At 61.9% G+C, this 13,569-nt stretch carries 18 protein-coding genes; 9 read left to right on the top strand and 9 right to left on the bottom strand.

Translation table 11 applies throughout. The features are described 5' to 3' along the window. Positions 1 to 4 precede the first annotated feature (4 nt). Complete coding sequence (locus ENZ74_RS06595; protein ID WP_013529291.1) at positions 5 to 925, top strand: diacylglycerol kinase family protein; 921 nt, start codon at positions 5 to 7, stop codon at positions 923 to 925. Between the two features lie 29 nt (positions 926 to 954). On the opposite strand, the gene ENZ74_RS06590 is transcribed toward ENZ74_RS06595, so the two are convergent. Continuing rightward, positions 955 to 1,158 carry a hypothetical protein gene (locus ENZ74_RS06590; RefSeq protein ID WP_013529290.1) on the bottom strand — a complete coding sequence of 68 codons (204 nt, stop codon included), beginning with the start codon at positions 1,156 to 1,158 and terminating at the stop codon, positions 955 to 957. Between the two features lie 206 nt (positions 1,159 to 1,364). Here ENZ74_RS06590 and ENZ74_RS06585 point away from each other — a divergent pair, with 206 nt between their 5' ends. Next, a complete protein-coding gene (locus tag ENZ74_RS06585) occupies positions 1,365 to 2,840 on the top strand; it encodes an HWE histidine kinase domain-containing protein (protein WP_063170350.1) in 1,476 nt (491 codons plus the stop codon). A gap of 13 nt (positions 2,841 to 2,853) precedes the next feature. Here ENZ74_RS06585 and ENZ74_RS06580 read toward each other — a convergent pair whose 3' ends face one another. The 3 genes from ENZ74_RS06580 to ENZ74_RS06570 all read right to left on the bottom strand — a co-directional run bounded on the left by ENZ74_RS06580 (position 2,854) and on the right by ENZ74_RS06570 (position 4,540). Then, on the bottom strand, positions 2,854 to 3,312 hold the full coding sequence (locus ENZ74_RS06580) for a hypothetical protein (protein WP_013529288.1): 459 nt from the start codon (positions 3,310 to 3,312) through the stop codon (positions 2,854 to 2,856). Positions 3,313 to 3,323: 11 nt separating this feature from the next. Further along, entirely contained in the window at positions 3,324 to 3,650 is a 327-nt protein-coding gene (locus ENZ74_RS06575) for a DUF883 family protein (RefSeq protein ID WP_013529287.1), read from the bottom strand. A 128-nt stretch (positions 3,651 to 3,778) separates the two neighbouring features. Next, positions 3,779 to 4,540 (bottom strand): Crp/Fnr family transcriptional regulator, encoded by a 762-nt coding sequence (locus ENZ74_RS06570; protein WP_027163153.1) that lies wholly within the window; start codon positions 4,538 to 4,540, stop codon positions 3,779 to 3,781. Positions 4,541 to 4,708: 168 nt separating this feature from the next. On the opposite strand from ENZ74_RS06570, the gene ENZ74_RS06565 reads away from it, so the two are divergent. Beyond that, the gene (locus tag ENZ74_RS06565; protein WP_027163154.1) at positions 4,709 to 5,080 is read left to right on the top strand and encodes a response regulator; all 372 of its coding nucleotides are present in this window, start codon (positions 4,709 to 4,711) and stop codon (positions 5,078 to 5,080) included. Between the two features lie 13 nt (positions 5,081 to 5,093). On the opposite strand, the gene ENZ74_RS06560 is transcribed toward ENZ74_RS06565, so the two are convergent. After that, entirely contained in the window at positions 5,094 to 5,645 is a 552-nt protein-coding gene (locus ENZ74_RS06560; RefSeq protein WP_013529285.1) for an RNA polymerase sigma factor, read from the bottom strand. A 3-nt stretch (positions 5,646 to 5,648) separates the two neighbouring features. Continuing rightward, positions 5,649 to 5,852: a NepR family anti-sigma factor gene (locus ENZ74_RS06555; protein ID WP_032809255.1), complete on the bottom strand. Its 204-nt coding sequence runs from the start codon at positions 5,850 to 5,852 to the stop codon at positions 5,649 to 5,651. A gap of 213 nt (positions 5,853 to 6,065) precedes the next feature. Between ENZ74_RS06555 and ENZ74_RS06550 the strand changes: the two genes are divergently transcribed. The 6 genes from ENZ74_RS06550 to ENZ74_RS06525 all read left to right on the top strand — a co-directional run bounded on the left by ENZ74_RS06550 (position 6,066) and on the right by ENZ74_RS06525 (position 9,546). After that, the gene (locus ENZ74_RS06550; RefSeq protein ID WP_013529283.1) at positions 6,066 to 6,860 is read left to right on the top strand and encodes a response regulator; all 795 of its coding nucleotides are present in this window, start codon (positions 6,066 to 6,068) and stop codon (positions 6,858 to 6,860) included. A gap of 227 nt (positions 6,861 to 7,087) precedes the next feature. Continuing rightward, positions 7,088 to 7,255 (top strand): DUF1328 domain-containing protein, encoded by a 168-nt coding sequence (locus ENZ74_RS06545; RefSeq protein ID WP_013529282.1) that lies wholly within the window; start codon positions 7,088 to 7,090, stop codon positions 7,253 to 7,255. Between the two features lie 179 nt (positions 7,256 to 7,434). Next, positions 7,435 to 8,466 (top strand): sensor histidine kinase, encoded by a 1,032-nt coding sequence (locus ENZ74_RS06540; RefSeq protein WP_063169141.1) that lies wholly within the window; start codon positions 7,435 to 7,437, stop codon positions 8,464 to 8,466. 123 nt (positions 8,467 to 8,589) lie between these two features. Further along, the gene (locus tag ENZ74_RS06535) at positions 8,590 to 8,769 is read left to right on the top strand and encodes a hypothetical protein (RefSeq protein WP_063169142.1); all 180 of its coding nucleotides are present in this window, start codon (positions 8,590 to 8,592) and stop codon (positions 8,767 to 8,769) included. A 121-nt stretch (positions 8,770 to 8,890) separates the two neighbouring features. Continuing rightward, the gene (locus tag ENZ74_RS06530) at positions 8,891 to 9,217 is read left to right on the top strand and encodes a hypothetical protein (protein ID WP_013529279.1); all 327 of its coding nucleotides are present in this window, start codon (positions 8,891 to 8,893) and stop codon (positions 9,215 to 9,217) included. Between the two features lie 83 nt (positions 9,218 to 9,300). After that, entirely contained in the window at positions 9,301 to 9,546 is a 246-nt protein-coding gene (locus ENZ74_RS06525; RefSeq protein ID WP_013529278.1) for a YMGG-like glycine zipper-containing protein, read from the top strand. 95 nt (positions 9,547 to 9,641) lie between these two features. Here the strand turns inward: ENZ74_RS06525 and ENZ74_RS06520 are convergent, their stop codons facing one another. The 3 genes from ENZ74_RS06520 to ENZ74_RS06510 all read right to left on the bottom strand — a co-directional run bounded on the left by ENZ74_RS06520 (position 9,642) and on the right by ENZ74_RS06510 (position 13,562). Then, complete coding sequence (locus ENZ74_RS06520; protein WP_063169143.1) at positions 9,642 to 11,270, bottom strand: CHASE domain-containing protein; 1,629 nt, start codon at positions 11,268 to 11,270, stop codon at positions 9,642 to 9,644. A gap of 127 nt (positions 11,271 to 11,397) precedes the next feature. Beyond that, positions 11,398 to 12,198, bottom strand: a complete 801-nt coding sequence (locus ENZ74_RS06515; RefSeq protein WP_063169144.1) for an ATP-binding cassette domain-containing protein — start codon at positions 12,196 to 12,198, stop codon at positions 11,398 to 11,400. A gap of 11 nt (positions 12,199 to 12,209) precedes the next feature. Then, positions 12,210 to 13,562 (bottom strand): sugar ABC transporter permease, encoded by a 1,353-nt coding sequence (locus ENZ74_RS06510; RefSeq protein WP_063169145.1) that lies wholly within the window; start codon positions 13,560 to 13,562, stop codon positions 12,210 to 12,212. Positions 13,563 to 13,569 lie beyond the last annotated feature (7 nt).

The raw sequence follows: 13,569 nt of genomic DNA, 5'->3' as shown, positions 1-13,569 counted from the left end.
GGGCATGAGATTTGCAGCGGTGCTGAACCGGGACGGCGGCACTTTGCGCACCACCGACCTCGCCGCTTTCTCCGACAGGATGCATCAGACGCTGGAAACGGCAGGCCACTCGCTCAGCATCGAAATTGTCGCCGGCAAGGATGTGGTGGAGACGCTGGACAACGCCGCTTCGCGTCGCTCGGTCGACATCGTGCTGGCGGGTGGCGGCGACGGGACCATTTCCGCCGCGGCCGCCCGACTGATGGGCACGAAGAAGGCGCTTGCCATATTGCCAGCCGGCACCATGAACCTGTTCGCACGCGGGTTGGGCATTCCGCAGTCGCTCGACGGGGCGCTGAAATCCTTCGCCGACGGCGAAATCATTGCTGTCGATGTGGCGACGGCCAATGGCCAACCTTTCGTGCACCAGTTCTCGATCGGCATGCACGCGAAGATGGTGCAACTGCGCCAGAAGATGGAGTTCGGTTCGCGGTTGGGAAAGATCCGCGCCTCGGCCAAGGCGGCTTGGGCAACGATCAACAATCCACCTGCGATGAATGTGACGCTCAGCATCGGCGATGCCGAAATGGCGGCACGCATCACCGGCATCGGCATCACCAACAACTTATTCGGTGAAGGCCATCTGCCTTATGCCGACAATCCTGCGGGCGGCGTGCTCGGTGTCTATGTCACGGTGGCGAAGCAGCGCGCCGAACTGGTCAAGTTCTTCTTCAACATGGCGCGCGGCAAATGGCGCGACAACGAACATGTCGAAATCCACCAGACAAACAGAACGGTGCTGAAAATCCATTCGGGCAGCCGCAAATTTCGCGCCGTCATGGACGGCGAACTGGTCAGGCTTGACCGTGAAACGGTAATCGAGATTCAGCCTGGCGCACTGAATGTATTGGTTCCGGCGAGCGCGGCCCAGTCGAGAGCCGCCTGATGAGGTGCGGCGCAACGGACAGGCCCGCTTTACCCGGCAGGAGCCTGCTCGGTGGTGTTGGGCGGTGTGGGGACATGCTGTTCATCGCTGTTAGGCGCCTTGATCAACACACCATAGATCTCGGCAATGCCCCATGCAGCAAACACCAGAAGCAGTGCGGCGATCAGGATCCGAAATCCATGCCAGCCCCATCGCCCCTGCCGCGCCTTGTTTTCTGGAATGATCTTGGCCATGCTCGATCCCTGTCTCATTCTGCACCAACTGGCGCGCCCGGCAAATCATGGTCGGGTAACGGTTCCTCGCTAGGATGGTTCCGGAAAAGCGTGCTGGCCTTGCACCAGCGCAAGCATGCGGCGACGAAGACCGGGACGAGGCAATTGGGGTGATTGGCAAGACGCAAACAGCACCCGATCTGCCGGCCGAAGTTGCGCTAGCAGTCATGGATATCGACCGGCTGGCCGTGCTGCACGGATTGGAGATGCTGGATACGGCGGCCGACCCCGATTTCGACCGCGTCAGCAGCCTTGCCGCAGCGGTGATGCAGGTGCCGATGGCCCTGGTCACACTCGTCGACCTTGAACGGCATTGGTTCAAATCCTGCTTCGGCCTGGACGAGACCGAAACCGCGACCAACGTCTCCTTCTGCGCCCATGCGATTGCCGCCGGCGACGAGCCGATGGTGGTCGTGGATGCAACGGCGGACCCCCGTTTCAAGACCAACCCGCTGGTCACCGGAAAGCACCATGTCCGCTTCTATGCCGGCGCGCCGATGATCGTGGCAGGTGCCCGCATCGGCACGCTGTGCGTGCTCGACCGCGAGCCGCATGGTTTTCCATCCCGAACCGAGCTCGACCAGTTGAAGGCGCTCGCCGGCCTGGCCGCCAGCCTGTTCACCCTAAAGGACGCAACCCGCAGCGGCGCGATCGCCGAGGCCGCACTTGCGCGCGAGGAAAAACGACGCGCCATCGCACTCGATGCGGCCTCGCTCGCCAGCTGGGCATGGGATATCCGCACCGATGTCATCGAATGCGACACATTGATGTCGGAGCTGTTCAACCTGCCGCGCTCCAACCGGCTGCGCGCACGCGACATCCTCACCGCCATCGATCCGCGCGACGTCTACCAGACCGAAACCCGCTTTCGCGACGCCTTGACCGGCAGCGACGACTATTTCGGCGAATACCGGGTGAAGGGCTTTCACCCGCCGCGCTGGCTCGCCACGCGCGGCCGTGTGATCGAGCGTGACGGCGACGGCAAGCCGACATTGATCTTCGGCGTCAATTACGACATCTCCGAGCGCAAGCTCGGCGACGAACGGCAACGGCTGCTGCTGCGTGAACTCAACCATCGCGTCAAGAACACTCTGGCGACCGTCCAGGCGCTGGCAACCCAGACCGTGCGCCATGCCCGCCAGCCAAGCCAGTTCCTCGAGGCCTTCGGCGCCAGGCTTCAGGCCTTGGGCATCGCCCACAATCTGTTGTCGGACCGCGAGTGGCGTGGCATCGGCATCAGTGAACTCGTCCAGATCGAGGTCAGACCTTTCGAAACGGCCGAGCAGCCGCGCATGACGATCTCCGGCGACGACCTGCTGCTGTCGCCCGACCAGGCCGTCGGGCTTGGCCTGATCCTGCATGAACTCGCCAGCAACGCGCTGAAATATGGCTCGCTGTCGGTGCCGTCAGGCAGGGTCGACCTCGGCTGGAGGACGCAAGGCAGGAAGGATGCCCGGCGTCTTGTGCTGACCTGGCGCGAAAGCGGCGGGCCGCAAGTCGCTCCGCCGGATCGGCAAGGCTTCGGCTCTATCCTCATTCGCCGCAGCCTGGCCAAGGTCATTTCCAGCGAAGTGACCCATGAATTCCGGCCGGAAGGCGTGTTTGCCGAAATATCGATGCCCCTGGAAGAGCTGTCGAAGTGATCTCCCAACAGCTCTATGTCCGCTCGCTCTCATCCGGATCGTCGGATTTCACATTCTCGCGGTAGATGGCGTAGGCCGCGAGCGCCACGGCCGGCCCCAGAATGGCGCCGAGACCGCCTTTTCCCTTGAGCAGGCTCGGCAGCACGGCGAGTGCGGCGGTGACGCCGATCGCCTTCATGTCGGCATTGCGGCGCTGCGCCCGGCGCCGGGCGCGCGAACCTGCGGATATCCGGTAGATCAGCAGGATAAGTCCGGCGAGCACTAGGAAACCGGCGCCAAACCCGAGCGCGGCGGCAAGCGAGCCGTAGCGCATCGCCGTCCAGATATAGGCGGCCCCGACCAGAAAGCCGAGACCGCAAAGCGCAGCGGCCATGGCGATCACATAGACGATTGCCGCCGTGCGCGCCCGGTGAACGGCGGCCACGGTTTCCCCCGAGGCGAGGCCCGAGATCAGGGTTGCCAACATTCCCATCTGTAGCGCGACTAGCGACGCGCGATGAGCGCGAAAAGGAAGCCGACGCCAGCGGCGATTGCCAGTGACGTCACCGGCTTTTCACGCACGCTTGCCATCATCTGCGCTTCGATGTCCTTGGCATTGCTGCGCAAGCTGTCAAAGGCTGCTTCGCCCTGCGCGCGCAACTGCTCGACCCCTTCTGTCGCTGCACGGCGCGCGGTGCCATAGCCATGCTCGCCGGTCTTGGCCAGTTGTTTGGTGAGCTTGTCGATGTCGGCCTTCAACTGCCTGATGTCGGCTTCCAGGTCCGCATTTGCACGGGCGTCGGTTGCGGTCTTTCCTGCGGCAGTGGCCATGGCTTAACTCCTTGTGATTGCTCGGTTTCAAACGCGCTGCGCACCTCATGGTTCCGCCACTGCGGACAAAGTAGCCGAAAACGCATCGGCGCGCACCCGATCCGCCGGCTTCGCAAAAAGACGCTTCCTCAGATTAGTGGCCGGCGCGCCTCGCCCAGCCCTTCCCAGCCGGCGAGCCGCTTGAGCCCTTCATTGTCGGAGACCGCGCAGCCGCCGTCGCGCCAGACGATCAGCTTGCGATCCATCAGCTTGCGGATCGTCTTGTTGGTGTGAACCAGCGACAGGCCGAGCGTATCGGCAATGTGCTGCTGCGTGATCGGTATCTGGACGGATTGGCTGCCATTCAGTCCGACGACCTTGGCCCGGCTGCCGATGAAGGCGATGAGATAGGCGGCGCGCTCGATCGCACTGCGGCGCCCGAGGCTGAGCAGATTCTCGTCCAGCATCCGCTCCTCGCGCGATGCGATCCAGGTGATGTCGTAGGCCAGCCCGGGATGATTGCGGTACAGCTCGTGCAGATATTCGCGCTCGAAAACACACAGCAGCATCGGTGAGAGTGCCTCGACGGAATGCTGCATCTCGCCCATCACACTGCCTTGCAGGCCGATCAGATCCCCGGGCATGAGATAATTGAGGATCTGGCGACGGCCGTCCCGCAGCAGCTTGTAGCGAAACGCCCAGCCGGAGAGCACGGTGTAGAGATGGGCGCTATGGCTTCCCTCCACCAGCACCGTGTCGCCCTTATCGACCGCGAGTTCACCCTTCTTGAATTTGCTGATGAAGGCCAGCTCCTGTTCTTCGAAGTCGCGGAAAACCGGCAACGGCCGCAATGGGCAGTTCTCGCAAGGATATTGGCGGCTGGAGAAAGCGTTATTGTTCTGGACTGACATTTCGCCCCCTTCGAAAGCCCGCTCGACCCCCTTCGAAAGCCGCTCTTGGAGAGCCGCGTTTCAACGCGTTGCAAGGATTGAGGTTCCGCCCGCTGGCCACATGTCTTTTTTAAATGACATCAAGCCAATTAGCGATCATGACTCCGGCGTTTCAAGGAGTCTTTGCCTGTGCCCACATTGCTTGACGGATTGCGGATTCTCGTTTTGGAGGACGAATTTCTCATCGCCATGGATGTCGAGCAACTTTGCCGCGATCATGGCGCCGATGAGGTGGTGATCGCCCGTGACCTGACCGAGGTCGATGGCCGGGAAGTCGCCACGCGATTCGATGCAGCCATTGTCGACTTGATGCTGGGCGGCGCCTCGACGATCGATTTCGCTTCCGGGCTGCGCGCGGCAGGCATACCTTTCGTGTTTGCGTCCGGCTATTCGGATGCCGATGAAATCAAGGCATCGTTTCCGGGCGTCAGGCTGGTTGGCAAACCCTACTCAGGCGAAGACCTGGTGCAAGCGGTCGCGGCGGCCTGCGGACGCGCTTGAGACGCGATCGCGGTCAGCTCGCCGGCGAACTCGTTACCTGGGCCGAAATCGCGTCCGGACCATACTCGTCCTCACCTGATATTTTCAGGATCTCCTGCAAGCGGGTACGGGCTCGGCTGACGCGGCTCTTGATCGTCCCCACCGCGCAGCCGCAGATCTCCGCGGCCTCCTCGTAGGAGAAACCAGATGCGCCGATGAGGATGATGGCTTCGCGTTGGTCCTCCGGCAACTGCTCCAGCGCCCCGCGAAAGTCCTTCAGGTCGAGTTGACCGTGCTGGGCCGGATGAACGGCAAGCCTGGCCGTCATGATACCGTCGCTGTCCTGCACTTCGCGCCCGCGCTTGCGCATTTGCGAATAGAACTCGTTGCGCAGGATGGTGAAAAGCCAGGCCTTGAGATTGGTGCCGGGCTGGAAGCTCTCATGCTTGTCCCAAGCCTTGACGAGTGTTTCCTGGACGAGGTCGTCGGCTTTATCGGCATTTTGCGTCAGCGACACGGCAAACGCGCGCAGACTTGGGATTGCCCCAAGCAGATCAGTCTTGAAGCCTTGTGAGACCGCGGCCATGCCTCAGTCCTTCTTCTGTGCGGGTTCAGCCTGTTCCAGTTGGCTAAGCAACTGGGAAAAGCGATCCGGCACATCGTCGGAGACCAGCGCGTCGTAATATTGTTTGAGTTTGCGTCCGATTTCGGAGTTCGGCCCAAGAGCGTCACCAGAACCGTTCCGGCGCCTGCTCTCGGCGCCAGTCAGAATATCTTTCGTCATATCCTTCATTTTGCCCTTGTATTCCCAGCGCTCAAGCCGCTCTTACCGTACTCAACACAACGCAAGCGGCGCCCTCGTCTGGTTGCCCATCCCCACCACAAACGCCACTCCCCGGCTTTTGTTCCGTCGAGGTGGAACTTTTTCAAAAAATCCGCGTTATCACGGCTTGCAGTCAGCTTGACCTGCTACGCAATCGCGTCATTCTGAGGGAGACGTCTTACCATGAGCTTATCCGCCACCATCGCACCACATCTGCCCTTCCTGCGCCGCTTCTCGCGGGCTGTTTCCGGGTCGCAAGAGAGTGGTGACGCGCTGGTCGCTGCGATGCTTGAAGCCATCATCGCCGATATCGAGATATTTCCCGAAGCATCGAGCGACCGCATCGCGCTGTACAAGGTTTTCGCCAAGCTTTTCACATCGGTCGCCATCCGCGTTCCACAGGAACAGGCGCAATCGGCGTGGGAACAGCGCACCGCCGCCAATCTGAATGCGATCGCGCCGCGGCCCCGTCAGGCCTTCCTGCTCGTGGCGGTCGAAGGCTTCAGCGAGGAGGAAGCGGCTGAGATCCTTGACGTCGGTGACCAGGAGTTTTCAGAGCTGCTTGCGCAGGCGAGCAACGAGATATCCCGTCAGGTGGCAACCGACGTTCTGATCATCGAGGATGAACCGCTGATCGCCATGGATATCGAAGAAATGGTCGAGAGCCTGGGGCACCGCGTCGTTGGAACGGCGCGCACCCATGCCGAGGCAGTGATGATGTTCGGCAAGACGCGGCCGAAGATGGTGCTGGCCGACATCCAGCTTGCCGACGGCAGTTCCGGCATCGAGGCCGTGAACGAAATCCTGTCATCGACGTCGGTGCCGGTCATCTTCATCACCGCCTTCCCCGAGCGCCTGTTGACTGGGGAACGACCGGAACCGGCCTTCCTGGTCACCAAGCCGTTCAATCCCGACATGGTCAAGGCGCTGATCAGCCAGGCACTGTTCTTTGACCGGCAGGCGAAAGCCGCCGCATAGTCGGGAATTGGGAGTGGAGGAATTGACGAACCCAAGGCGATAGCCTCGCTCCCGAATCTCTCCAGATGATCAATTCGTCACTTCGTGCCGCCTGATGCACCCGGGCGGCGACGGTGAATTCCTGCGGTTCCGCTCGAACGATTTGCAAGCACGGTCTTTTTCGGCAAAGGGTGGGAACAAACCGCAACCACCCACGTTTTCATCGCACCATTCGAAGGAGATGGATCATGCTTTACTGGGCGCTCGTATTTCTCGTCGTTGCCATCATCGCCGGCGCGCTTGGTTTCGGCGGCATCGCCGGTACCTCCGCCGGCATAGCGCAGATATTGTTTTTCATCTTCCTCGCCTTCCTGGTCATTTCGCTTCTTGCGGGCCTGTTCAAACGGGCTTCGTAAGGACGGACGGCCGAACACTGGAAGCCGCACCCCTCAAACGGTTTCCAGCCACCGCCGGGCGGTGTCCCTCAAAGGACGCCGTCCGGCGGACCGTTTTTGGCGGCGGGTTTTCCGGAAACCTGTTTGGAACCCATTCAACGATGAGCCGTTCAGCCTGAATTGGGTGGACAGATTGGCCGATGGGTTCCAGGACCGGAAACAGGAAAGACGCCGTGCAAAGCGATGAAGTCATCGCCCTCCATCCCGCCGACAGCGGCATGCAGCTCGGCCGTGCTCTTCTTCACGCGTTGCACAATGCCGGCATTTCCGTTCTCTACCAGGATCGCGAGATGAAAACCGTATGGGCGCGCAACATGCGTGCGCCCTGGGTTTCGGACACCGCCGACAGCATCGGCATCCTGCCGGAGGCGCAGGCCGACCGCATCGGCGCGGCCAAGCGCGACGTCATTGCATCCGGCAACCCCCAACGTCTCGAGATCAGCGTTCCCGTCGAGGATGGCAGCCGCTGGTTCGAGGTGTGGATCGATGCCGATCACGGCGATGGTGGCACCGTGCAAGGCGTCGTCACCACGATGGTCGAGACGACGGAGCAGAAGCGCCGCGAGCAGACCCTGACGACGCTGTTGCGAGAGGTGAGCCATCGCTCGAAAAACCTGCTGGCGATCATCCAGAGCATAGCCACCCAGACCGGCCGCTACTCCGACAGCATCGGCGATTTCCTGACACGCTTTCGCGGCCGGCTGCAATCGCTGGCCTCGTCCCAGGATCTCGTGACCTCTTCCAACTGGCGGGGTGCAGCACTTCGCGAACTCGTATCGGGCCAGGTTGGCCGCTATGGCGGCGATCCGGTTCGGAGCCTGAGGTTTCAGGGGGCAAACCCCTATCTCAATCCCAACGCTGCCTTGCATATCGGCCTTGCGATGCATGAACTCGCCGTCAATTCGGTGAGCTACGGCGCCCTGTCGCGGCCCGGCGGGTACGTCAATGTTACAGCCAACCTGACCGCCGACGACACGGGAACCTCCCTGTCCCTGACATGGGCGGAGGCAATCGGCGCCAGTGATGTCAGGCGTAGCGAGAAGCGCTTCGGCAGCGTCGCACTCGAACGGGTCGTGCCGGCGTCACTGAACGGAACGGCGACGCTCGAAATCGCGGCTGGCCGCCTTGAATACCGCCTTGTCGTTCCGCACGGCAATTTCGAGACGGATTGAGCGACCTTCCTTAACCCGCCGTTCACCATAAAAGCAGATGCTGTTTTTCCCAGATACCGCTGGAACTTGTTGCATCACCGAACATTTCCGCAGCAGGATTTACAGCATGGTGGGAGGAATGCCTTGACGGTTGCCGACATGAACAGACTGGAGCAGGCCGCCCGGATTTCCATGGGCGAGTTTGAGGACTCAGAGGCTTCCACGCCACCGCTGGCTCCTGTTCCCAACGGAGCTTTGCGCCTAGTTGCGCTGGCCTTGGTGGCGGTGATCATGGCGGTCGCCCTGCACCAACTGGTCTACTAGGCCACCTCGTTTCGGCCGGTGGCCGAATCGGCTGTAGCGCCATCTTATTTCCCCGGCCGATCAAGCCAGCCAGGAACTTTGGCGAATGTAGACCGTTACTATGGCGAGAGGACTTCTCGCCATGGAACATATCGCTGCATTGTTGCTGGTCATCGGTTGCTCGAACACGATGGCCGACTGCCGTGAACTCCAGGTGCCCGTAAGCGTTTTCGCGACGGCCGAGCAATGCGTGGCCGAACGCCCATTCGTCTTGGGCGACGTGCAAGGGCAGGCTGACCACATCGTCGCCAAATGCCTTGCGGTCGATCCGGCGCTTGAGGACGACTATGATCAGATCGTCTGGAATGTGCGCGCCGATGGTACGCTTGACGCGTCTTTGGCAATTTCCAGCCTGGTAATGGCATCGAACACGATACGCCCAGAAAAAGACTATCTTCACCAACAATAGATTGCAGCAGCAAAGGCCGTCATTTCATGCTAAATGGCGGCTGGAGCTTACTAAAGTGAGGACACAAAGTGAGGAGTGACTCTATGCGGAAGATGATTATTGCCCTGGTTGCGGTGGTCGCGGTCAGCGGCTGCACCTCGACTGAGAAGGACGTGGTTGGCGGCGGCTTGATCGGCGCCGGTGTCGGCGGCTTGGTCGGCGGCGGTAAGGGCGCGCTGATCGGCGCGGCCGTGGGTGCCGGTTCCGGCCTGCTGGTGCGCAACCTGCGCAACGGCTATTGCCAATATCGCGATCATCGCGGCCGGATCTACACGGCTCGCTGCAACTAATTCGGCGATAATCGAAACGTCGATCCGGAGGCCGGTCCGCCGGCTTCCGGGTTTTTGATGTCTGGATGCTTCCCCCTTGTCGGCAACGGTCGCGCTCAATTGGCGAGTGGAATTTTGATTTCCACGTTCAGCCCATTGGCTTGGTAATCCCGTTTGATCGTACCGCGCAATTCGCGCGTCACGTTGAGGTCGATCAGCTTGGTGCCGAATCCGGTCTCGGCGGGCGCTTCAAGTTTCTTCTGCCCGTTTTCGCGCCAGTTGAGAGCCAGCACCCTGTCGCGCCCTCGGCCTTCGAGCGACCAGTCCACCTTCAGCGCCCCAACGGAATTGCCGGCCTCGCCGTATTTCAGCGCATTCGTCGCCAGTTCGTGGAAGGTCAGGCCGAGCGCTTGCGTCGTGGTTTCGTCGAGCAGCACCTGTGGTCCCGACAACAGCTCATCGGGCAGCTCCTTGCCGAACACCTGACCCAGCTCGATGCGCAGGAGATCGCCAAGATCGGCCTTCTGCCAGCGTGAGCGCGTCAGCATGTCCTGGGAGGCCGCCATCGCCTGCAGCCTAGCCGAGAAGGACGCTGAAAACTCGTTGACGTCGGTCGCCCGCGATGCCGTCTGACGCGCGATCGCCAGCACCCTGGTGATCGAATTCTTGATGCGATGCTTCATCTCCTGCAGCATCAGGTCTTTTTCGATCAGGCTCTTTTCCGTCGTTTCGTGCAATCGCGACGCTGCCTCATAGGCCCGCTCCTGATAGCGCGCCACAAGCGCGATTGCGCCCGCCAACAGCAGGCCGAACAGCCCCAGCATCACCGGAATGGCGCGCGACGACGGCTGCGAGAAGGCGCTTGTCGGCCGGAACAGGACAGTCCATGGCTGTCCGGCGACGATGATCTTTCGCGTGACCAGCAGCCTGTTCCCGAAAGTGGAAGCCGGCGGCGTCTCCGACCGGAACAACAGATTGTCGCCGTTCACGGCACCATCGCCATCATAGATTTCGGTGTTGACCGGCAAAAGCGGCGACCGGCTGAGCGCGGTCTGGAACAGATCGCGAGCCCGGAAGGCCGCATAGAGAAAACCTGATGTCGAGGATCTCGAAGCATTGATGACGTCGGGAGCGGTTTCGACATTGAGCCGCACGAAAACGAAGAAGCCGGTGAACGTCTGCGCGGCGCCCGTGTCCTGGCCCAGCTGCACCAGCCCGCTGGCATGCTGCTGGTCGTCGGACATCGCCTTTTCGATCGCCGCACGCCGCACCGGTTCGCTGAACATGTCGTAGCCGATGCCGGCTTGATTGGATGGATCCAGCGGTTCGAACAGCACGATAGGGGTGCGCCAGGGTTGCGTGGTGTCCGGGTAGATTGGATGACTGACGCCATAATCGTGCAGCATGTCGCGTTCGACCGTCGCCTCGTCGCCCGTCTTTGCCAGCCTGAGGAAGCCGATACCGCGCAAGCCGGCGAAATTCTTGTCGACATCGAGCGCGGTGAAGAAGGCCTTGAACTCATTGCGAGAAATATCGCCATTGCGGGCGTCGAACAGGGCCTGCGTCGAGCGCAGCAGCGACAGATGCAGGTCGATGCGGCTCTCGATCCGGTTGAGCGCATCGTCGGCAGTCGCCTCGAACTTGATGCGCGCGGCTTCCTGCGTGGCGAAGTAGGCAAAACCTGCCATCACCATGCTGATCAGCGCGACGGCGATAAAGGCGATGATCGGGAAAAGCTTCTTCAACGGATCGTGCGGTCCCTGAGCAATGTCGGACCTTTATGCGCAAGTCGCCCTGCCAACACAATGCCAAGGCCAAGCCATCCCTACGGCTGGCATATCACGTGTCCGGCAACCGCGATCTGGCTTGATCTCAGGCCGCGATCTTCAGCGCGCCCGGTCCGGGAATGGCGCCTGGCGGGCATTTGCCCAGAATGATCATGCCCAGCACCTCGTCCTGGGTGACATCAGTGGTGCGGGCGGTGCCGACCACCTGGCCGTTCTTCATGACGCAGACCCGGTCGGCAAGCTCGAACACATCGTGGATGTCGTGGCTGATCAGGAAGATGCCGATGCCGTCGGACTTCAGCTGCTTGACCAGTTCGCCGACCTGCGTCGTTTCCTGCGGACCAAGTGCGGCCGTCGGCTCGTCCATGATCAGGATGCGGGCGTTGAACAGGATCGCACGCGCGATCGCCACCGATTGCCGCTGGCCGCCCGACAGCTTGATCACCGGCTCCTTGAAACGCTGGAACCGGGGATTGAGCCGACCCATCACCTTGCGCGCCTCGGCCTCCATGGCAACGTCGTCGAGCGTGCCCCAGGCGGTCATCAACTCGCGGCCGAGGAACAGATTGGCGGCGGCGTCGACATTGTCGGCCAACGCCAGCGTCTGGTAGATCGTCTCGATGCCGTATTTCTTGGCGTCGCGCGGGTTGGAGATCGATGCCTCCTCGCCGTTGACGAAGATCTGGCCCGAATCGCGCTTGTAGGCGCCGGACAGGATCTTGATCAATGTCGACTTGCCGGCGCCATTATGGCCGAGCAGCGCCACGACCTCGCCGGGGAAAAGATCGATCGAGGCGTCGTCGACGGCGCGGATGCCGCCAAACGCGATCGAGATGTTCCTCATGTCGATCAGCGCGGTGGCTGCAGGAGCAGTCTTGTCAGTCATGGCATGCCCTCCTAGACGCGCTTGCGATAGACGGTGTCGAGCCACACGGCGATCACCAGTACGGCGCCGACGACGATGCTCTGCAGCGGCGAGTCGACACCAAGCAGCACCATGCCGGACTGCAGCGATTGCATCAGCAGGGCGCCGAGCATGGCGCCGATGATCGTTCCCGACCCGCCGGCTAGCGACGTGCCACCGATCACGGCGGCTGCAATGACGAGCAGCTCGTCGAGCGTTCCAAGCACGTTGGTGGCCGAATTCTGCCGGGCCGAGGAGATCGCCGCGGCAATCGTGGCCAGCACGCCCATGATCATGAACACCTTCATGGTGATCCAGCGCGTGTTGATGCCGGCGAGATTGGCCGCCTCGGGATTGCCGCCGATGGCGAAGACATAGCGGCCGAAACGGGTGCGGTTGGTGATGAAGGTCATGACCAGCCCGACGGCGACCGCCATCAGCACCGGTATGGCGATACCGTGGGCGATGAACAGGCCGCCTTCGGGAACGGTGATGTTGTTGGCGGCCGCATATCTGTTCACGATGCCGATCGGCCAGGGGTAGGAGTTGGCGAGCCAGACCGCACCCATGATGGCGCCGCAGGTGACGACACCGAGCAGCGCCTCGGCCCAGATCGGACGTAGCGGAAAACGGAAACGCTTGCGCTGCACCCGCCCGTTGAACAGCCCAAACACCACGGCGAGGCAGGCGACGATCCCGACAACCCAGCTCCAGGTTGCGCCGATCGATCCCGCCGGCCCGCCGCCCATCAGCTGAAAGGTGGCGTTAAGCGGCGCCACGGTCTGGCCTGATGTGACCCACCAGGCAGCACCGCGCCAGACCAGCAGGCCGCCCAGCGTCACGATAAAGGCGGGCACTTCGAGATAGGCGATGACGAAGCCTTGAAAGGCGCCGATCAACAGGCCGAGCGCCAGGCCGATGACCAGCGCCAGGGCCCAGATCCACGGATTGCCGAGTTCGAGCCCGACAAAACGCACCAGGAAATGCACCTGGGCAAATCCCATCACCATGCCGATCAGGCCCTCGGCGGAACCGACCGACAGGTCGATGTTGCGCATGACGATGACCAGCACCATGCCGCAGGCCATGATGGCGACCGCGGATGTCTGCACCGACAGGTTCCACAGATTGCGCGGCGTGAGAAAGGTGCGGCTGTCGAAATCGAGCGGGTTGACGCCGAGGCGCAGGCTGGAAATGACATGCAGCCCAATCCAGATGACCAGCAGCGCGCCGATCATGCCGAGCATCCGGGTGTCGATCTCGGTCGCCTTCAGGAACCGGGCGACGGCGCCGAGTTCCGACGCGCGCGCCGTATCGGCCTGCGGGTTGGACGTCGTGTCGGTCATGATTTCC

The sequence above is a fragment of the Mesorhizobium sp. M7A.F.Ca.CA.002.15.2.1 genome, assembly GCF_003998715.1.
Taxonomy (GTDB): domain Bacteria; phylum Pseudomonadota; class Alphaproteobacteria; order Rhizobiales; family Rhizobiaceae; genus Mesorhizobium; species Mesorhizobium ciceri.
Note: the sequence above shows the minus strand (reverse complement) of the source record. Positions and strands in the feature narration are given on the sequence as shown.